A 19,599-nucleotide genomic window follows, 5' to 3' on the forward strand; every position below is an offset into this window, starting at 1 on the left:
GGTCCGTCAGGCAGAGGAATGAAGTGAAGGAACCGCGCAGCGGCGCGAGGACCGCCAGCCCCTGCCCGGCACCAGACTGCGTTATCACCTGTCGCTTAACTGACTGACATTACCGCTGTGCGGGCCTTTTTTATGGGAAAGATGCTGATTTGCGAGGCGTCTTGCGTTAGCCGATGAGCAGCGCTTCCAGCTCGCCCAGCGATTTGACCTGCCAGGTGGGCTTAATATGTTCCGGCAATGGCCGGGTGCCATGATCGAGCCAGCAGGTTTTAATACCGGCATTCATGCCGCCCAGAATGTCTGACTCTGGCGTATCACCCACCATCAGCACCCGCTCACGATCCGGGTTGCCCATCAGATTCAGTGCGTAATCAAAAATCTCTGGCGCCGGTTTTGGCTGGCCGACCTGCTCGGAGATTACCAGCGCCGAGAAGTAATCACGGAAACCGGTGCGCTCCAGACGCGTCTGCTGCAGCGCAGTAAAACCGTTGGTGATGATGCCCATTTTCACCCGGCCATGCAGCTGATTCATCAGGCTGACCGCGCCCGGCAGCGGCGTGCAGATCTCTCCCATTGCGCTGAGGAAGCCGCTGTTGAGGATCTCCGGCGCAACGCTGAGCTTTTCGCTCCAGTGATTGAAACGCTGAGTCTGCAGCTGTAACGCGGAGATAGCACCGTTCTGATAATCGACCCACAGCGGCTTGTTTATCGCCTGATAATCGCTGTAATCCTGGTCGGTGAACTGCACGTCATAACCGGCGAACAGGCGCTGCAAACCGGCATAGGCGTCGAAATGAAAAAGGGTATCGTCGGCATCAAACAGGATGCAATCCCAGTTATCAATCATTAAAGCTCCTTAACACCGCTACGGCGTCAGTGCCATGAGAATGGCATCTTCACGGCCGCTGGCGGTGGGATAATAGTTGGGGCGACGACTGACCTGATTGAATCCAAGCTGCTCATAGAGCGCGATGGCGGGCAGGTTCGAGGCGCGCACTTCCAGCCACAGCGTCAGTACGTCGCGTTTGATCAACTCATCGATCAGATGCTGCAACAGCTGGCGGCCCAATCCCCGGCGCTGAAAAGCGGGATCGACCGCGATGTTAAACAGCGAGGCTTCGTCCAGTACCACCTGCGTAATCGCAAAGGCGGCCATTTGGCCGTCAACGTCGAGACGTAAATTGATAAAGCGCTCGCCCTGATTGCTGGCAAACGTCTTTTCACTCCAGGGAAACGCGTGGCTACGACACTCAATGGCGAAGGCCTGCGCCAGATCGTCAGGGGTGAGTAAAGAGATGGCTGTCATGGTTACACATCTGTTGCCAGAGCGCGCGTTTGGCGACGCCGCTGCTGATCAGTTCATTGAAAGAGGCGCTGGTTAATGCCACGCCATTGAAAGTCTGTTCGCTCTCTACGCCGAGCAGCCAGCCCGCGCAGTTCAGCGTCTCCGGCAGCATTTGCAGCTGATCCGGTGTCACGGTCATTACCTGAGCGGGTTGCAGATTGAGGGCATGCAGCACATCGCGCATCAGCGGTTCATGCAAACCGGGGGGCGCGTCAGCGACAATAATTAACTGCGTGTCCGGTGCCAGCGTGACGGCAATTTCGCCCTGAAGCACGCGCGGGCGGCGCAGTTGGTACTGCGTAATTCCCATTTGCTGTAAAAGCCAGTCGCGCCTGGACGTCATGGTGTTACCTGTTCTGCTGCCTGAATGCGACGCTATGCTAGCAAACCCATCGAACATGCGCCAACAAACCACTATAATCCCCGCTCAGATCTTACAGGAGCCCTACATGTCTGCTTTTACCCCGGCCAGCGAAGTCATTCTGCGCCACAGTGATGAATTTACCGCCCGCCATGTTTTATTTGCTGGCGATCTGCAGGATGACCTGCCCGCTCAGCTGGAAACCGCCTCGTCGCGCGTTCACACCCAGCAATATCATCACTGGCAAAACCTGAGCCGCCGTATGGGCGAGCAGGCGCGTTACGGAATGGTTGCGCAGGCCGAAGATGTGCAGGGCTGCGATACCCTGGTCTACTTCTGGACCAAGAATAAGCCGGAAGTGCAGTTCCAGCTGCAGAACCTGCTGTCGCTGCTGCCGGTGGGCTGCGACGTGTTCGTGGTCGGTGAAAACCGCAGCGGCGTGCGCAGCGCCGAAGGCATGATGGAGTCGTGGGTGAAGCTGGAGAAGATCGACAGCGCGCGTCGCTGTGGTCTCTACCACGGTCGCCTCGACAAACAGCCTGAATTCGATGCCAGCACCTTTGGTCACCAGTATCAGCTTAATGGTCTGACGATTCATACCCTGCCTGGCGTCTTCAGCCGTGACGGTCTGGATAGCGGCAGCGCCCTGCTGCTGTCGACCTTTACCCCGCACACCAAAGGTAAAGTGCTGGATATGGGCTGTGGCGCGGGCGTGATTGCCGCCTCGCTGCCTGCCCGTTCGCCTAAAGTGCGTCTGTGGCTGTGTGACGTGCATGCAGCGGCGATTGAAGCGAGTAAAGCGACGCTGGCCGCCAATGGCATCGAGGGCGAAGTCTTCGCCAGCAACGTCTTCTCTGACGTAACCGGTCGTTTCGACATGATTATCTCTAATCCGCCCTTCCATGAAGGCACTCAGACCAGCCTCGACGCCGCACAGGCGCTGATTCGTGGTGCGGTGAAGCACCTGAATACCGGCGGCGAACTGCGTATCGTTGCCAACACCTTCCTGCCCTACCCGCAGGCGCTGGATGAAGCCTTCGGCAGCCATGAAGTCATCGCGCAAACCGGCCGCTTTAAAGTTTACCGTGCCGTCTATGGTCGCGGTGCCAAAACGCGCTAAGGGTTTTTCCTGCCGTTAACTGCTTTGCCGGGCTGAAAACGTTGCTTTTTACAGCGATCGTTTCAGCCCGACGAAATAGTTGTTGACGCAAAGAGTAAAATCTCTAGAATGCGCCTCCGTGGTTGTAACATTCTCAAGGTGTTACGGGTATGCGAAGGTGGCGGAATTGGTAGACGCGCTAGCTTCAGGTGTTAGTGTCCTAACGGACGTGAGGGTTCAAGTCCCTCTCTTCGCACCAAAATCACAAGTTTCATATCGCGAGCACTGCGCGAAGGTGGCGGAATTGGTAGACGCGCTAGCTTCAGGTGTTAGTGTCTTAACGGACGTGAGGGTTCAAGTCCCTCTCTTCGCACCATTGCGGTGATATGAACAGACAACTCGATGCGAAGGTGGCGGAATTGGTAGACGCGCTAGCTTCAGGTGTTAGTGTCTTAACGGACGTGAGGGTTCAAGTCCCTCTCTTCGCACCAACGTTGTCATCTTCAGGCCTTTCCCGCTCATCTCTTCTGTTCCCCTGCGGTTTCGCTTTACCCCCTGCTCGTTTTACCTTTTCCAGTTGTTCTGTTTTCCGGTCGCTTTATCTTTTCCAGCCGCTTTACCCCGTGCGCCGGTTGTACCCACTCCGCTTATGTTAATTCAGATGAAAATTCACAGAGACAGCCGCCAGTCCGCCCGCTAACGCCAGACAGGATGGCAGCAGCAGATAGTGACGCAGCCGCTGGTTAAACAGCATCACGACAGTCAGCAGCAGCGCAACCGTCATCACCATCCGCCACTGGCTGAAGCTCGGTTCCCATAAGGCGAACAGCGGCAGCGCAATGCACGGCAGCAACACGCCCCACGCACTATCCAGCTTTTTACCCAGTGCCCAACTGACTCCCCACAGGCCGCAGGCCGCGATAATCGCTATCCCCATGACACAAACCTCAAATGATAAGCATTCCCATTATCATATGACAGTTTTGCCTGCACTGCAGCCTGTTTTTGTCACGCCCGGCAACGAAGATGACAGACCAGTTGGAAAATGCTAGATTGCGGCCGATAACACCTTTAATAACAGCAACAGCAATAATTTGCTCATTGTCTGGCAGAACCTGATTTTGCCGGCGTGCGCTTTGGTATTTCAGGGTCGTCACGAGTACTTATAATGAAATTACAATCCTATGAAGAGCTGAAGCAGAGTAAATACCGGCTTTCAGTGATGCTTTTCCTGTTTCTGAATATCGCCGTTTCGCTATTTCATCTGCTGCCAATAATGAGCAGTGAGCAAAGTGAGACGACCCTGCCGGTAATGAGTGTCGCGGCCTTTAGCGGCATTATGTTAATTTCCCTTTTAATATGGCCTAAAGTAAAACTTCCCCTGTTAAATCCTGTGGCGCTGCTGCTGGGAATGCTCTGGGCCTGGCATATTAATTATCGCTTTCATCAGGTGTTCTATTTTGATGGGGGCTTTCTTATTATCAGTTTGATCAGTGTGTTATTTATCAGTGCCATCGCCCTGAGCGATTATCTGGGGGCTTTTTGTCTGCATGTCACGCCACCGGTGCTCACCGTATTGCTGCTCGACAATGCACAGCACCTGCCGCTGATCCTGCTGACCATTACGCTGCCGCTGATTGGTTTCTCACTACAGCATCTGATGCGCCGCCGTGCCGACAACTTTACTCTGCGCCTGATGCATCAGCTCTACGAAGAGAAAGAGACATTCAGCGACCTCAGCATGCTCGACCCGCTGACCGGGCTTTATAACCGTCGTGGTCTTAAGAACCGGCTGGATAATATTCTGGAAAACCATGCTGGCAGCCACTATGTGCTGCTGCTGGATATCGATCATTTTAAGTCCTATAACGACAATTACGGGCATGCGATGGGCGATCAGGCGCTGGCGCGGGTCTCTGTCGCAATTCGTGATGCGGTGCGTTCACGCGATGTTGTCACCCGCTATGGCGGCGAAGAGTTTCTGGTATTGATGACCAATGTGAACAGTTCCATCGCCATGAAACTGGCAGAGCGAATCCGTCAGTACGTGCTGGATTTAGAAATTCCTCATCTTTTCAATGAAACCGTTTCAACCCACGTCACCATCAGTGCCGGCATCGCGCCTATTTACGATAATGAATTTGACCTGGCGGTCGCCAATGCTGACAGCGCATTATATGTGGCTAAAAATCAGGGCCGGAATACCATTCTCGCCTGGGAGGATTTACCCCGAAAACAGCATCAGACCGCCAGTGAACATGCCTAATTAAACGTAACGCCATCGGTAATAACGGAGGCTTCGGCGCGATATGCCCGGCTCTCTGCTGCTCTGTCCGATCGGATAACTGACCTCAAACCCGCCGTTTTCCCACCCGCAACGACGATTTTTTACACGACTTGTAGAGTTAATCAATAACGATTATCATTTGCTTTCTTATCTACACTTTTCGCGAGTCGTCATGGCAACCGTTTCAGCTCAGGAACAGCGTTTTAACGCTCAGTCGATGATCTTCCGGCAGAATGACCGTCCACTGGCGGAAAGTCTGCATGAGCGGCTGCAACAACAGCGCAGCTATCTGCTTGAATCGACGAAGCTCAGCCAGCCTGCTCCGCGCGACACGCTGACCCTCGCCGCCTGGTCACAATCAGAAGCCTTTACCCCAATTATTCAGCGCTACAGCGATTATCTCTATCGCGATCATCCTGATGCGGTTCGTGAAGCGAAACCGGTGCTGTCACTCTGGGCGCAATGGTATTTTGGTCTGCTGCTGCCCACACTGATCATGGCGCTGTTGCAGGAGTCGCGTGCGCTGGACTGCTCGCCAGAGCATATCCGCGTCGGTTTTCATGAGAATGGTCATCCGGCCACTTTCTGGATCGATGTGCAGGAGGATGAAGAAGCGCGCTACCTTAACCCTCAGCAGCGTATCGATCGGCTGATTCAGCAGCATCTGATCCCGGTGGTTAATGGTATTACGCAGCATGGTGATATCAACGCCCGACTCATCTGGAACAATATGGGCTACTCATTCCAGTGGTTCCTGGGTGAACTGAAAAGCCAGATCGATGAGTCGCTGGTGCTGCAACTGGAGCAGGCGCTGTTCTTCAACCAGCGGCTGCTGGATGGCAGCGAAAACCCGCTCTACCGCACCATGATCCCGCGCAACGGCGAACTGGTCCGTCGCAGCTGCTGCCAGCGTTATCGCATTCCCGATGTCGAACAATGCGGCAACTGCACCCTGAGCGGCAGCTAAACAGACTTAATTACGCTGAATTCTCCGTTTATCTCGTTTACAGGCACTGAGGCTTGTGGCAATTTTTACGCCTTCGATCAGCCTGGAGAGAAAGATGAGCCTGGAGTCCGTGCGCCAGTTCTTCGCCGAACACGCCCCTGAAATTGAAATTATTGAACTGGCCGAAAGTACTGCGACAGTCGGGATGGCTGCCCGCGCCCATGGCGTGACGCCAGGAGAGATTGCCAAAACCCTGTCACTGAAAGTGAAAAACGACGTGGTGCTGATTGTGACACGAGGCGATGCCCGGCTGGATAATCGCAAGCTGAAAGCGGCGCTGGGGGCGAAAGCGCGAATGCTGAGCGTGGACGAGGTGATTAACTGGACCGGCCATCCGGTGGGCGGCGTCTGTCCTTTCGGTCTTGAGAATCCGCTGACCGTTTACTGTGATGTTTCACTGCGCAGTTTCGAGGAAGTCCTGCCCGCCGCCGGCGCTATCCACAGCGCCGTTCGCATTACCCCACAGCTGATGGCTGAACTGACTAACGCCCGCTGGGTCGATGTGTGCGAAGCAATGTAATGCCGGGTATCAGCTCACACAAGCCCTGCACCTTCTGCCCGCGTCCTGATGCGGCTGACAAACTGACGGATACCGTCAGCGTTTGATGGCCACCGCGCCCTTCTGGAAACCGATCCGCTGCCGCCAGCACGCGGGCGAGTTAATCGCCCACGACATCAGGATTTCAGGCGCTTAAATGCCTGTTCAATAATCGATAACAGCAGCGTGTTATCGACACGATGCAGCACATGCACCGATGCGCCGCACTGCTCAGGCACGCCGACAGTGAGCCGAAGGGGCTGACGATAACGCCAGCTTTTGCCGCGCGTCGCACCGGGACGCAGTTCAATATCCACCCGGTAATCGATGCCTGCCGCGACCCGCTGATTCAGCAACCAGGCGACTACCAGCGCATCGTGAATCCAGCATCCCGCCAGATGCCGGGTCGCCATCGAATAGTCGATCCACGGACGCAGCGTGTCGCGCACAAATTCGGTCAGTGGATGATCGACGGCGGTCAGGCGGGTCAAATCCTGCTGGGTCAGCAGCGTCTGCGTGGTGACATCCATCGGAACCAGCGTTACTGCTGCACCACTGTGCAGCACCTGATGGGCCGCTTCCGGATCCAGTCCAAAATTGGTGTCTTTGATATAATCATCCAGCGTAAATACGCCGCCCATAATGACAATTTCCGCCACAGCGTCGGCCATGGCGGGATAGCGCTGCATTGCCAGCGCCACATTCGTCAGCGGGCCAATCGCCACCAGGGTAATCTCGCCCGGATTGTCGCAAATCAGTTTGCCGATAGCGTCAGCGGCATCAATCGCATCCGCCGCGACATCCGCTGGCTGGCGCACGCCCTGCCACATCTCACCCAGCGCAAGCTGATTGACCCGGTTATCCAGCGTCTCGCGCCACGGCGCAGGATCTTCCTGTAGCGCCTGCGTCGCCCCCTGGATTACCGGGATAGATAATCCCAGCCGGACGATCAGATCTTTGGCGACGCGCGCGCCAACTTCACATGGCGTGTTACCGGCCACGGTGGTGATCAATTCCAGCGACAGTGCAGGTGAAGCTAAGGCCAGCGCAATCGCCAGCCCATCATCGGTGTTGGCACCCGCGATACCGTTGCCGGGATCGCAGTCAATAATAATTCTTTTCATATTTTTATAGGCTAACTCTGGCTTTGCGGCTCACAGCCGCAGGATTCACCGATTTCAAGGTAGTGTGGAAACTCCTTTAATTGCGCTTCGCTCTGTCCCTCTTTCAGCATATGAATCGCAGAGCGAGCCATCTCACGCAGTGGCTGGCGCACGGTCGTTAATGTCGGGACGTGAAACGAGGAGTGATTGGTACCGTTAAAACAGACCAGCGCCACATCCTGTGGCACACGGATCTGATGTTCGGAAAAGGCGCGAAGCGCGCCAATCGCCTGACCTTCGTTGCTGGTAAACAGTGCACGAGGCACACGACCCCGGGCGATCATGGTTTGTGCCGCAGCGTATCCGCCCTGTGGGGTGTAGCTGGCGGGAAACATCAGCGATTCATCAATCGGCAGCCCGCGATCCTGCATGGCATCACGCCAGCCCTGAATACGATCCTGCGCGTTAAGCATATCGACCGGGCCGCTGATTATGCCGACCTGCTGATAACCATGACTCAACAGATGTGCCGTCACCTGCCAGGCGGCCTGACGCTCATTGACCCGCAGCATGTTAACGCCCGGCTGAGGCTCAACCCGCTCCAGCATGACCAGTGGCGTACCGCTGGCTTTAATCAGGTCAATGTAAGGATGGCGATCGACGCTGTTGTAAAAGAGTCCATCGACCTGCCGATTCAGCAGTCCCTGAATTAACTCCAGTTCGCGCTTGCGGTCATCACCTGCATCACCCAGCAGCATAACGTGGCCGTGATTCATCGACTCCTGCAACAACACGTGCGCCATTGAGGCCACAAAAGGATTGCCGATGTTGGGCACCACCAATCCGAAGGTTTTGGTGTTACCGGATGCCAGTGCGCGTGCTGCCGCATTTGGCCGGTAACCGGTGGCTTTAATCGCCTCCAGTACCCGCTGACGGGTCGCCTCGGCAACCGGGCGAGGCCCGTTATTGATGACATAACTGACAACTGCCACTGAGGTGCCTGCCGCTTTCGCAACTTCACTTCGGGTCACTTTTCCCGTTAACGACTTAGGCACATCACGTTCCTCCATAAAAAAACAGGCCGCTTTACACGGCCTGCTGCTTTTCGCGCTATCCTGGCAGATGGCATCCTCAGGCAAAGCTAGATGGCATCTTCAGGCAGATTGAGATCCCGCCCTCGCGTTTCAGGCGCGACAAAGGTGGTAAAGAACCCAATTGCGGCCATCGCCGAGAAATAAACCGCAATCGGCCACCAGTGACCGGTATAAGAAAGCATAGCAGCGGCAATAAGTGGTGCGGTTCCGCCGGACAAAATGGAACCCAGTTCTTTAGCCACTGCCATTTTGGTGTAGCGATGATGAACGCCGAACATCTCCACGCCCCATGCCGCCTGCACACCAAAAATACCCAGCGACGCCAGCGCCATACCGACCACGATAACCGGGATCACCAGCATCGGTTCACGCGTGTCGAGCAGCGTAAAGGCGGGCCAGGCGTAGAACATCAGTAACAGACAGAACACGCGATAAACCACCCGGCGACCAAAGCGGTCAGAGAGCCAGCCCGCTAAAGGAATGATCAGGAAACCCAGCAACGACGCGAGGAACACCGCAGTGGTTGGTACGGACTTGTCGACCATCAGCACCTTCGCGACGTAACCGACGATGAAGCCCTGCGCCAGATAGGAGGGGCCATTTTCGCCGATACGCAGGCCAACCATGGTCCAGAAGGCACGGGTACGCTGGAAGAAAGGCCGCTGATCCACCACCGGAGCGGCCAGTACGCCTGCGCGTTCCGCTTCCATCTCCGCTTTTCTGCGCTCAAACACCGGCGTTTCGCGCAGATGACGTCGAATCCACAAGGCAACCAGCGCAATCAGTGCACTGCTGAGGAACGGAATACGCCAGCCCCACTCCAGCAGGCTCTGCTGATCCATTTGTACCACCAGCAACCAGACCAGCGAAGCCAGCAGTGTGCCGCTGTTAGAACCCAGCGCGATCACGGATGAGATCAGTCCGCGACGCTCTGTGGGCGCATATTCGCCCAGCATCACCGTGCCGCCCGATAACTCCGCGCCAGCGCCGAAACCCTGCGTAAAGCGCAGTAGAACCAGACAGGCAGGCGCCCAGACGCCAATAGAGGCATAGCTCGGGATTAAGCCGATCAACGTCGTGGAAGCGCCCATCAGAATGATGGTGGAGATCATCACCACCTTTCGGCCTTTGCGGTCACCGAGCCAGCCGAAAAAGAGTGCGCCGATAGGCCGGGCAACAAAGCCGACTGACCAGGTAGCAAAGCTGGAGAGCAGTGCCATGGCAGGGGTTGATTCCGGAAAGAAGACGTCGCCAAAGATAATACCGGCCGCCAGACCATAGAGCGCGAAATCCGCGTACTCCATTGCCGTTCCGAGCCAGCATGAGAAAGTGGCGCGCCAGAAATCTTTGCGGCCTGAAGGGGTGTTAAACCGCTCATCGGCGGCAGAAGTGGATGACAGTGATGCCTGCTGATTAACGGAGTTGTGTGCCGTCATAACCCTATCCCTGAATGAGTATGCAGATCGATAAACGCCCGTCCATGGGTCGATTCCCTGATAAAAGCGGAAATTCCCCGGTGACGACGTTCAGTTGACTAACCATGATGAAAGGTTAAAGGATTCCCTGGTGTTGGAATCTTGTTCTTCGCCCCATTTCGCCGGTGTATTTTTCACCGGTCGCTTAAACTGAGCGAATGTAACTTAACAATCGATGGGCCTACTGTGCATCGGGCACCGTGAGCAATCACTGGGGACCTAGTGTATCTACGCGCGTAGATAAATCAATAGATCCTGATGAAAATTATTAGTAAAACTTCACTATCACATCCCGTCATCACGCATTTTTAGCGCAAATTCAGCCAGTTACCCGCAACACATCGCCTGAAAAAAATCACCATCGACTATAAGTTACCATTTTCTCTTATGATTAAGCGTTATAAGGCTGACTAAAATCCTTTCATCGGGCTCTGTTGTCGCACACGCCTGTGACCATGAGATGACACGTGTATTTATTCTGAAAAATCGCTGTAAGCGCAGACAATACGTTACTCTGACAAAAAGTCCGGGCAGAGGTGTTATGACCATTATTCTGATGCGACATGGTAAACCCGATCATCAGGCGGCAGGTCGCCAGAGCGTGCAGGCGCTGGCAGACTGGTGCGAAGCCTACGATCAGTCACAGGTCAGTGACGGGCCGCCGCCGCGCAGTATTGAGATTGCACGTCAGGCCGCGGTGATTGTCTGTAGTCCCCTGCCCCGCGCACAATCCTCCCTGAGCCAGCTCGGTCTGCAGCCCCATGAGGTTGATGCCGTGTTCAGCGAAGTCGCCGTGCCACTGCTGCGAACCGGCGCGGTGCAGTTGCCTACCCTGTGCTGGCTGGCCCTGTTGCGGCTATTGTGGTTCTGCGGGTATGCGGGTGAAGCGGAGTCGCTGCAACATGCGCGCAGCCGCGCCTCCGCGGCGGCAGAGAAGCTGATCGATCACTCACGGCATGGCACGGTGCTGCTGCTGGGCCACGGCATCATGAATAAGATGATTGCGCGCGAATTACGTAAACGCGGCTGGCAGGCGGAGAAGCACGCCAGCAGCCGCCACTGGAGTTCCGCGATCTATCATCGTCCGTTTATCTGACCGATTGGAAAATAGCCCAGCACCTCACAGCCCGTTCCGACACGCGGCGTGGCAATCACTTTACGCTGCGCCAGATCGATCACGCTCAGCGTGCCATCATCCTGATTGGCAATCAGCAGCTGTTGCCTGTCTGGTGTAAAACAGCCATCCATCGGCATGTTACCTACCCGGATGTCGCCCAGCGGATTCAGCAGATCGTCAAACAGCGTCACCAGCGGTTCCTGATCCCCTATCGCCACCAGCTGCTCGCCATCGGCGCTGAAGCGTACCACCTGACAGGGCCGCTCATGACCCGGCAGCGTCAGGCGCTGGCGAATGCGGTGGCTTTGCCGATCGATCACATAGAGCAACGGTGCATCAGCGGCGCTGGCGACCAGATAGGGGTGCTTCGGAGAGGCAGCGATGCCCGCAATCGGACCGGGCAGCAGGATGGTGTCGATGACCCGCCCCTCTGCTTCACAGAGATCCACCACGGTGATGGTCGCATCCTCTTCGTTATCGGTGAACAGCTTGCGGCCGCTGGGTGACAGCGTCAGGCGATGCGCGTTGTGAGAAGGAACTGGAATGATTTTTTCCACTTTGTCGCTCTGCGGATCGATCACCGCCACTGCGGCACTCTGCTCACAGCAGAGATAGACTTTGCCATCGCGGCCCAGCTGCCCGCTGTGGGGTGCCCGCAGCGGCGACAGATCGATAAAGCCGCTGATCTCCCGACGCTGTAAATCGATAATCGCCACTTTGTGACCCGGATGCGGGTTATTACCATGAACGCCGTCGCCAAAAATGGGTACATAGGCTTTACCCCAGGGGGCCAGCATCAGGAGTTCATGCGGCCGCGGTGGAAAAGCGTTCAGTTCCCGCTCGACCGCGAAGGTTTCCGGATTAAGAAACAGGACGCGATTGCCCTGCTTATCAACCGCCAGTAACCCGTAAGATTCACTCTGCATGCGCGCTCCTTTCTCAGTAAGTTCTTCTTAAGCGTAGACAATCCTCTTCAGGCTGTCTGATTCCGCGGATTGATGAGCCGGGCTTACACCACCAGTTAAGTACAATAGCCACTGTTCCTGTGGCCCGGGCCGCAGGATAACGCGCAGGTTAAGAATAATATTCAGATATTCCTTAACTGCGTTTATTCCCGCATTTAAATAAATGATTAACAGTAACGACATTATTATTTTCATAACGTGACCGGATTATTTCCGTATTATCCTAAAGTCAAAAAAAGACATAGCTAATGTGTAAATAATGTTTTATTAAAAAGGTGCAGTGCAATTAAACAGCCGTGAGGAAACTATCGCGCGCTCCAGCACTGCGTCGCCACCAGGGAAAACTATTCATTAATTCCCGCACTCATCGGGATTGCAGCCAGTATGCAATGTCGGCCGTTTCCGCCGCTGGCGGAACGGGCAGAGCCTGCACTATGACGGGAAAATAAAAATAACAGGTGTACCATGACTTCACATCGCCAACGTCCAGCGCATAAAATCTGGCGTAACTGGAAAAGAATATCGTTCAGTAGCCAGATGTTATGGAATAGAAAACAGCAGAAACTCTGTCGGGCACCGGAATATGATCCGGGTCAGGAAGATAATGTCGTATTGATCGCACAGCAGAAAGACCTGCCGGAGATTCCAAAAATCGTCTGGATGGTCTGGCATAACGATCACCTGCCTGCCTCAATGGCGCTGAATATCAGTAAAATCCGGCGGGACAACCCCGACCACCAGGTTTATCTGATTACGCAGCGCACCCTGTCGCAGTGGCTGCCCGATCTTAACTTTATCTCTTCCGATCTGACGCTGGCACATAAAAGTGAAATCATCCGGCTTGAGCTGATTCACCGTTATGGCGGCATCGGCATTGATTGCAGCACATTGCTGTTTGAGAATCTCGCCTGGGTGCATCGCGTTCACGAAGCGCGGTCAATGGATCTCATTGGTTACTATGGTGAGCAATCGACGCTGAATCTGCTTGCGCCGGTCACCGAGAGCTGGTTTCTTGCTGCCGCCCCGCAAAATCCCTTTATCCGCGAATGGCTGAAACAGCTGGCGCCGGTTAAAAACGTCGGCATCCGCAACTATTTCCATGAGCTGAAGAAGCGTGATGATTTTCCGCTGATTGTGCAGAATATGGAGAATCCGTCTCGTCAGCTCCTGTCGCTGGCGCAGCAGGTTGCGATGCGGGAATACCGGCGGGCGAATCTCTATCTGCGTAAAAGTGAAGCCAGCGCCTGGTTCTATCAGCGCCTGCATGCCGACAGCAGCAGCGCCTTTGCGCAGTCAGTGATGTTTCAGCAGCGGCCACAGACGCCGCCACCCATTATAAAATTAACCGGCAACGAGCGGCTGCATCTCGACTTCAATCTGCGGCTTGGTTTATATAACCGCAGCAGCCTGATTGGCGAGATGATGCACACCACGCCACCTGCGCTGGCATTGCCATCAACGGTCAAAGCGCGCGCGTAACCAGTGTGTAAACGTGGTAACCGCGCGTGGCACCTGCGCCGCCCAGGGTCGTACGATCCACAGGCGGGCGGCAAAGGCCTCAACCGGCTGCCACGCAGGCAGCACCTGCTGCAATGACCCTGCTGCCAGCGCCTCCCGGGCGCTGAAATCGGGCAGCATAGCGATCCCTAATCCCTGCAGGGCCGCATCGCGTATCGACTCGCTGTTGTTAGTGGCAAAGCTGCCCTGGATCCGTATCTGGACCTGTTCGCTATCCGCGGAGGTGGTAAATCGCCAGCGCGGTGATTCGACGCCTCGTGGATAGTAAAGGCAGTTATGCTGCGCCAGATCCTGCGGCGACTGCGGTATCCCCTGTTCGTTGAGATAGGCGGGGGATGCCACCAGTAATGTCCGCGTGTCACACAGCGGCAGTGCCACGTGGGTTTCCGGCAGGGTGTCGCTGTGTCGAATGGCCAGATCAAATCCCTCGCTGCTCAGCGACACAATGCGGTCAGTCACATCCAGCTGCAGACGCACCTGCGGATAATCACGCAGAAACTCACCGATAATCGGCACCAGTTGCTGACGGGCAAACGCCACCGGTGCGGTAATGCGCACCAGGCCACGCACCGGCCCGGCGGTATCCCGCACGCTGAAAAAACTCTGTTCAATGCGGGCAAAAGGCTCGCGTAGCTCCTCCACCAGCTTCTCACCGGCAGAAGTCAGCCGCACGCTGCGCGTAGTACGTTGTACCAGCAACACACCGGCCATTTCCTCCAGCTCTTTAATTTTCTGACTCATCGCCGCCTTGCTGACGTCGAGCCGCTCTGCCGCGCGGGTAAAACTGCCCTGCTCTGCCAGTACGGTCAGCCAGTGCAGATGATCCCACAGCGTATCCGTTTTCATCTCTTTCATCGTGATTGTTCACTATAGTGAATAATCATTTCAGGCTACGCGCTTTTTCCCGCCGGATAAAGGGGTCACCATAAGGTTCTTAATCACCGGGAGGAATCCGCTATGCCACTGCTGCAATTTGATGTTATCCAGGGTCGTTCAGAATCAGAGCTTCGTACACTGCTGGATGCGGCACACCGCGCCGTGCTCACGGCCTTTAAGGTGCCGGAACGCGATCGCTACCAGATTGTTCAGGAAAACAAGCACTACCAGATGGTGTTTCAGGATACCGGACTGGGATTCAGCCGGAGCGATAATCTGGTGATGGTGCGGGTCTATACCAGCCCACGCAGCAGTGAACAGAAACAGCTGTTTATGGCCGAGCTGGCGCGTGAGCTGCGTGAGCATTGTGGTGTGCAGGGCAACGATTTAATGATCAGCTTTATCACCAATGACAAAGGTGACTGGAGTTTTGCCGACGGCGAAGCACAATATCTCACCGGCAAACTCTGAAAATCGCCCTGACTTCTGCTCTGCTGACGGTGCGCGCCAGCCACCGTCACGCCTGATAACCTCACTTCTGAAATGACAATAAACCAATCTGCTCTTCACCGCACAAATCGGGCCGGATATGTTGCAGCCGGATTACAGCCAATATAGATTGTCGAAAAACCATCCCCCGAAGGTGGCCGGTTGCGTGAAGCCTCGCGTAGCCCTGAAGAGAGGATTTGCCGTTGTCCGAATTGGTGTCCGTCGCGTTGTTTCTGGCCGCTATTGCAATCTATTCCTGTAAAGCCGGGCGTAACAAATTCTGGTTTATTGTCGTTCTTATTCTGCTGGTGCTTTTCGTTGTGCTGAACGCCACCCTCTATGCCAGCAACTATTTTACCGGTGACGGCATCAACGATGCGGTGCTCTATACCCTGACCAATAGCCTGACCGGCGCGGGCGTCAGTAAATATGTAGTGCCGGCGATTGGCCTGATCATCGTACTGTTTCTGCTGTTCTGCCTGCTGTCGTGGATTCTGCGGCGGCGTAAGCGTCCGCATCACATGGGCTGGTCGCTGCTGGCCGCCGCCTGCGCACTCGGCTCGGTGCAGACCACCCCGGCCTTTCGCCAGGTCGCGACCCTGATTGTGTCGCATACCCAACTGGCAGATTCTGACTTCGACAACTTCTATAAAGTGCCGCGTAATCGCATTGAACAGCCGCACCTCAACGTGGTCTACATCTATGGTGAAAGCTTAGAGCGCACCTATTTTGACCCTATCGCCTTTCCCGGCTTAGCGCCGGAGCTGAGCCGGCAGAAAGAGCAGAGCATCGACTTCAGCGAAACCGAACAGCTGCCAGGTACCGATTACACCATTGCGGGCATGGTCGCCTCACAGTGTGGCATTCCGCTGTTTGCCCCGTTTGATGGCAATGCGTCAGCATCGCTCTCCAGCTTCTATCCTCAGAACGTCTGTCTGGGCGACATCCTGAAGAACTCCGGCTACGAGAACTGGTTTATTCAGGGTGCCGATCTGCGTTTCGCCGGGAAAGATGTCTTCCTGAAATCACACGGTTTTGATCCCGCTAACCTTTATGGTTCGCAGGAGCTGAAAAGCCGCGTCGCCGATCCCACCTACCGTAATAACTGGGGTTATTACGACGATACGGTAATGGATGAGGTGTTTGAGAAGTATCAGGAACTCTCTCAGGCCGGTAAACCTTTTGCGCTGTTTACGCTGACCGTCGACACCCATCATCCTGACGGATTTATCTCACGCAGCTGCGATCGCAGGAGCTACAGCATTGAGGGCAAACCGAATCAGTCATTCAGTGCGGTCGCCTGCTCGCAGGAACATGTGGCGCGCCTGATTGCGCGCATTAAAGCGTCGCCGTGGTTCAAAAACACCGTGATTGTGGTGAGCTCGGATCATCTGGCGATGAACAACACTGCGCATCCGTGGCTGGTCAAACAGCCCCGTCGCAATCTTTTCATGGTGATCCGTGGTGACAAGCCGCAGGCGGAATTGATGGAGGCGAAGCGCAGCACGCTGGATAACGGCGCCACGCTGCTCGATATTCTCGGCGGCGATAACGCGATTGGCCTGGGCCGCAGCAGCCTCTCATCGCTTTCACTCTCCACCCAGTTCGACGATATGAAGAGTAAGGTGGCGAGCTGGAAGCCCGACATTATCCAGTTGTGGAACTTCCCGAAGAAGATAGACAACTTCACGCTGGATCAGGCGAAGAATATCTTCAGCTTCTCGGGAACCACCTTCAAATTGCCGATTCTGTTCCGCATCAGTGATAAGCACGTTGAGCCGATGCCGGAGGGGGAATATTCGGCACCGCTGCGCTATCAGCTGGCGGATTTCGCCTCAGTCGATAAATTCCTCTGGGTGGATCGCTGTTTTAAAATGGCGCGACTCTGGCAGCCTTCGCTGGCACTCTCCGGCGATCTCTGTGTGGCGATGGGACAGCTCGGCGGCACGCCGTCGGTGACGCATGTCGACAAACCGCAATGGAAAGGCAAAGTCCGTTTCCCGGAGGGCGCTATCAGCGATGCGCGTTACCAGCAGAACCTCGCGCAGATCCGTATTGAAGATAACAACATTCGCTACAGCGCTGACAGCTTCCGGCTTGACGTGCCTGGCGCACCGGAGAGTGTTAAAAGCTTCAGCGGCATCTCACGGCCAGAGAACTGGGGACGCTGGTCTAACGCTAATCTCGCGCCCGAGGTTCATATCGACTATATCGATGCGCTGCCCGCGAAGTTCGATCTGGTGATCACCGCGCGTGCGTATGGCCCCAATGCGCACCGGGCGATTCCGGTTCGGGTCGGCGATCAGCAGCAACTGCTGTCGCTGAGTGAAGAGATATCGACCCATACCCTGCATTTCGACAACCCAGGCGCCAGCCATCGTCTGGTGATTGCACCACCTGAACCACAGCTGAGTAACACCGGCAATATCACCGGTCAGGATCCGCGCAAACTTGGCATCGGCATGGTTGAAATTAAAATCGTGCCACAGCCCTGACGCCCGCTTTTTTCTTTCCGACTCTGCGGATTTCCGCAGAGTCGCCTCATCCTGCCATCAGCTAAATGTTGCGAGACAGCCCGCACTCTGCTGCACGTTACTTGTTGTACTAATTGATATTTTTCGGCGATACGCGCAAAATATAACCGGCTTAGTGGCGATACGTCTTTTGCCTGTCATGATGCCGTTATCGCTGAAGTGCACAGGGAGGTGTCGTGATGACAAGCACAATGATGAGTACCCACAAAGCCTTTAAAGCGCTGCAACAGGCAGGGATCGACGATCAGCAAGCGGAGGCGATGGTGGAGGTGTTTACTGATATGCAGCAGAGGCAGCCAGGCGGGCAGGTTGGAAAGCAACTCGGTCAGATTCAGACCAAAGCCAACCATATAGACATTCGGCTCGGCCAGCTTCAGGCAAAAGCCGACCAGACAGACGATCGGGTCAGTCAGCTCAGGACCAAAGTCGACGAAACAAACGATCGGGTCAGACACCTTACAACAAAAGTCGACGAAACAAATGATCGGGTCAGTCACCTTACGACCAAAGTCGACGAAACAAACGATCGAGTCAGCCACCTTACGACCAAAGTCGACCTGATGGATGATCGACTCGGCAATCTTACATTGAAAGTCGACCAGACAGACAGCCGGGTCAGCCAGCTTTCAATAAAAGTTGATCAAATAGACAACCGGCTCGGCCAGCTTACAATAAAAGTTGATCAGATAGACATTCGGCTCGGCCAGCTTACAACCAAAGTCGATCAGATAGATGAGCAGCTTGGTCAGCTCACAACAAAAGTACATCAGATAGACGAGCGGCTTGGCCATGTTGAAAGAAAAACAGACAAACTGGCCATCCGTTTTAATCAGTTAGAAGCCAAGGTGGATAAGCTGGATGTCGCTCTCAGTGAAATGAATTTCCGATTAACTTCGGCTGTGGACAGCCTCAGAAATGACGTTGTTACCCTGACCACCGATATGCGCTGGATCAAACGGTTATCTATTCTCATGACCACCACCCTGCTGGCGGCGGTCCTGAAAGATATTTTAATGTGATCCCGTTATCACCCGGTCAGGGTCTGTCGCGCAGCGCCTCCAGCTTTTCGCGCTGCTGACCTTCGGCGGTAAAGTTCTCCTCCGCCAGCCAGCGCTTCAGGCCCTTTTTCACCTGCGGCCATTCGCTATCGATAAGCGAGAACCAGCTGGTGTCACGTGAACGCCCTTTGTAGACGATCGCCTGACGGAAATCGCCTTCATAACGAAAACCGAGACGTGCCGCCGCCTTACGGGAAGGGGCATTACAGCTATCGCATTTCCATTCATAGCGGCGATAACCCAGCGTCTCAAAGGCGTAACGCATCAGCAGGAAATGCGCCTCCGTTGCCATGCGGGTCTGTTTCAGCCGGGCCGAAAACATGACATGCCCGACTTCCATCACGCCATGTTCAGGCTGGATGCGCATTAACGACAGGCTGCCTACTGCCTGGTCGGTGGCGAGATCGATCACGGCAAAATGCAGCGGATCACGACTCATTTCAAGCTGTGCGGCATACGCCTGCCATGCCGGACGTTCGGTAAAGGGACCGGCAGGCAGGTAAGTCCAGTCACGCCCATCTTCAGCCAGCGCCCATGCCTCAAACAGTGCCTCAGCATGACGCGCCACACTGAACGGCTCCAGCCGACAAACTTCGCCAGTAAAAACCTGATGCTGGGGCAGAGGTCGGGGCTGCCAGTCTGGCATTGGCTCACCGACCGGCTGTCCGAACTGATTGGTATGTTGTGGCATGTTGTCTCCTGGCTACAGATTATCTCTGCAGATTGCCACGATC

The 19,599-nt window shown here is 55.3% G+C and carries 19 protein-coding genes and 3 tRNA genes; 12 read left to right on the forward strand and 10 right to left on the reverse strand.

What is annotated here, in order from left to right:
- Positions 1–166 precede the first annotated feature (166 nt).
- From yjjG to HFD87_RS14985, 3 genes are read right to left on the reverse strand one after another with little or no spacing between them, the layout of a single operon-like run.
- A complete protein-coding gene (gene yjjG / locus HFD87_RS14975; RefSeq protein ID WP_010671712.1) occupies positions 167–847 on the reverse strand; it encodes a pyrimidine 5'-nucleotidase in 681 nt (226 codons plus the stop codon).
- 18 nt (positions 848–865) lie between these two features.
- Positions 866–1,306 (reverse strand): ribosomal protein S18-alanine N-acetyltransferase, encoded by a 441-nt coding sequence (rimI, locus tag HFD87_RS14980; RefSeq protein WP_010671713.1) that lies wholly within the window; start codon positions 1,304–1,306, stop codon positions 866–868.
- Positions 1,278–1,688: a DNA polymerase III subunit psi gene (locus tag HFD87_RS14985; RefSeq protein WP_022625367.1), complete on the reverse strand. Its 411-nt coding sequence runs from the start codon at positions 1,686–1,688 to the stop codon at positions 1,278–1,280. The genes rimI and HFD87_RS14985 overlap by 29 nt, the downstream gene beginning before the upstream one ends.
- Before the next feature lie 106 nt (positions 1,689–1,794).
- On the opposite strand from HFD87_RS14985, the gene rsmC reads away from it, so the two are divergent.
- From rsmC to HFD87_RS15005, 4 genes are all read left to right on the forward strand, one after another.
- Positions 1,795–2,826, forward strand: a complete 1,032-nt coding sequence (rsmC, locus tag HFD87_RS14990) for a 16S rRNA (guanine(1207)-N(2))-methyltransferase RsmC (RefSeq protein WP_060681682.1) — start codon at positions 1,795–1,797, stop codon at positions 2,824–2,826.
- A 151-nt stretch (positions 2,827–2,977) separates the two neighbouring features.
- Positions 2,978–3,064: transfer RNA gene (locus HFD87_RS14995), tRNA-Leu, on the forward strand.
- Positions 3,065–3,094: 30 nt separating this feature from the next.
- Positions 3,095–3,181 (forward strand) — tRNA-Leu (locus HFD87_RS15000).
- Between the two features lie 28 nt (positions 3,182–3,209).
- Positions 3,210–3,296 (forward strand) — tRNA-Leu (locus HFD87_RS15005).
- 161 nt (positions 3,297–3,457) lie between these two features.
- Here the strand turns inward: HFD87_RS15005 and HFD87_RS15010 are convergent.
- Positions 3,458–3,742, reverse strand: a complete 285-nt coding sequence (locus tag HFD87_RS15010) for a DUF1435 domain-containing protein (RefSeq protein WP_010251467.1) — start codon at positions 3,740–3,742, stop codon at positions 3,458–3,460.
- Positions 3,743–3,973: 231 nt separating this feature from the next.
- Between HFD87_RS15010 and HFD87_RS15015 the strand changes: the two genes are divergently transcribed.
- The 3 genes from HFD87_RS15015 (at position 3,974) to HFD87_RS15025 (ending at position 6,618) form a co-directional block, all read left to right on the forward strand.
- Positions 3,974–5,071, forward strand: a complete 1,098-nt coding sequence (locus tag HFD87_RS15015) for a diguanylate cyclase (RefSeq protein WP_064690539.1) — start codon at positions 3,974–3,976, stop codon at positions 5,069–5,071.
- Between the two features lie 193 nt (positions 5,072–5,264).
- Complete coding sequence (gene fhuF, locus HFD87_RS15020) at positions 5,265–6,059, forward strand: siderophore-iron reductase FhuF (protein WP_010251473.1); 795 nt, start codon at positions 5,265–5,267, stop codon at positions 6,057–6,059.
- A 94-nt stretch (positions 6,060–6,153) separates the two neighbouring features.
- Positions 6,154–6,618, forward strand: coding sequence for a YbaK/EbsC family protein (locus tag HFD87_RS15025; RefSeq protein ID WP_010671716.1), 465 nt, complete (start codon positions 6,154–6,156; stop codon positions 6,616–6,618).
- A 155-nt stretch (positions 6,619–6,773) separates the two neighbouring features.
- Here HFD87_RS15025 and HFD87_RS15030 read toward each other — a convergent pair whose 3' ends face one another.
- From HFD87_RS15030 to HFD87_RS15040, 3 genes are all read right to left on the reverse strand, one after another.
- Positions 6,774–7,760, reverse strand: a complete 987-nt coding sequence (locus HFD87_RS15030; RefSeq protein WP_045140801.1) for a nucleoside hydrolase — start codon at positions 7,758–7,760, stop codon at positions 6,774–6,776.
- Between the two features lie 11 nt (positions 7,761–7,771).
- Positions 7,772–8,794 carry a LacI family DNA-binding transcriptional regulator gene (locus HFD87_RS15035; RefSeq protein ID WP_029519642.1) on the reverse strand — a complete coding sequence of 341 codons (1,023 nt, stop codon included), beginning with the start codon at positions 8,792–8,794 and terminating at the stop codon, positions 7,772–7,774.
- A gap of 86 nt (positions 8,795–8,880) precedes the next feature.
- On the reverse strand, positions 8,881–10,269 hold the full coding sequence (locus HFD87_RS15040) for an MFS transporter (RefSeq protein ID WP_010251485.1): 1,389 nt from the start codon (positions 10,267–10,269) through the stop codon (positions 8,881–8,883).
- A 580-nt stretch (positions 10,270–10,849) separates the two neighbouring features.
- On the opposite strand from HFD87_RS15040, the gene HFD87_RS15045 reads away from it, so the two are divergent.
- Positions 10,850–11,404: a histidine phosphatase family protein gene (locus HFD87_RS15045; protein ID WP_052271132.1), complete on the forward strand. Its 555-nt coding sequence runs from the start codon at positions 10,850–10,852 to the stop codon at positions 11,402–11,404.
- Here the strand turns inward: HFD87_RS15045 and HFD87_RS15050 are convergent.
- Complete coding sequence (locus HFD87_RS15050) at positions 11,386–12,351, reverse strand: hypothetical protein (protein WP_033759801.1); 966 nt, start codon at positions 12,349–12,351, stop codon at positions 11,386–11,388. The genes HFD87_RS15045 and HFD87_RS15050 overlap by 19 nt on opposite strands.
- Positions 12,352–12,855: 504 nt before the next feature.
- Between HFD87_RS15050 and HFD87_RS15055 the strand changes: the two genes are divergently transcribed.
- On the forward strand, positions 12,856–13,869 hold the full coding sequence (locus tag HFD87_RS15055; protein WP_033780546.1) for a glycosyltransferase family 32 protein: 1,014 nt from the start codon (positions 12,856–12,858) through the stop codon (positions 13,867–13,869).
- Here the strand turns inward: HFD87_RS15055 and HFD87_RS15060 are convergent.
- Positions 13,846–14,763 (reverse strand): LysR family transcriptional regulator, encoded by a 918-nt coding sequence (locus HFD87_RS15060; protein WP_033787426.1) that lies wholly within the window; start codon positions 14,761–14,763, stop codon positions 13,846–13,848. The two genes, HFD87_RS15055 and HFD87_RS15060, sit on opposite strands and share 24 nt — an antisense overlap.
- 102 nt (positions 14,764–14,865) lie before the next feature.
- Between HFD87_RS15060 and HFD87_RS15065 the strand changes: the two genes are divergently transcribed.
- The 3 genes from HFD87_RS15065 (at position 14,866) to HFD87_RS22820 (ending at position 18,826) form a co-directional block, all read left to right on the forward strand.
- Positions 14,866–15,255 carry a tautomerase family protein gene (locus HFD87_RS15065; RefSeq protein WP_010671724.1) on the forward strand — a complete coding sequence of 130 codons (390 nt, stop codon included), beginning with the start codon at positions 14,866–14,868 and terminating at the stop codon, positions 15,253–15,255.
- A 221-nt stretch (positions 15,256–15,476) separates the two neighbouring features.
- Positions 15,477–17,768: a phosphatidylglycerol--membrane-oligosaccharide glycerophosphotransferase gene (gene opgB, locus HFD87_RS15070; RefSeq protein WP_167423605.1), complete on the forward strand. Its 2,292-nt coding sequence runs from the start codon at positions 15,477–15,479 to the stop codon at positions 17,766–17,768.
- A gap of 218 nt (positions 17,769–17,986) precedes the next feature.
- Positions 17,987–18,826: a tropomyosin gene (locus HFD87_RS22820; RefSeq protein ID WP_181955684.1), complete on the forward strand. Its 840-nt coding sequence runs from the start codon at positions 17,987–17,989 to the stop codon at positions 18,824–18,826.
- Between the two features lie 16 nt (positions 18,827–18,842).
- Here the strand turns inward: HFD87_RS22820 and HFD87_RS15080 are convergent, their stop codons facing one another.
- Positions 18,843–19,556 (reverse strand): GNAT family N-acetyltransferase, encoded by a 714-nt coding sequence (locus HFD87_RS15080; RefSeq protein WP_167423606.1) that lies wholly within the window; start codon positions 19,554–19,556, stop codon positions 18,843–18,845.
- Between the last annotated feature and the right edge of the window lie 43 nt (positions 19,557–19,599).

The organism is Pantoea sp. EKM21T (assembly GCF_011800405.1).
Lineage (GTDB): Bacteria > Pseudomonadota > Gammaproteobacteria > Enterobacterales > Enterobacteriaceae > Pantoea > Pantoea agglomerans.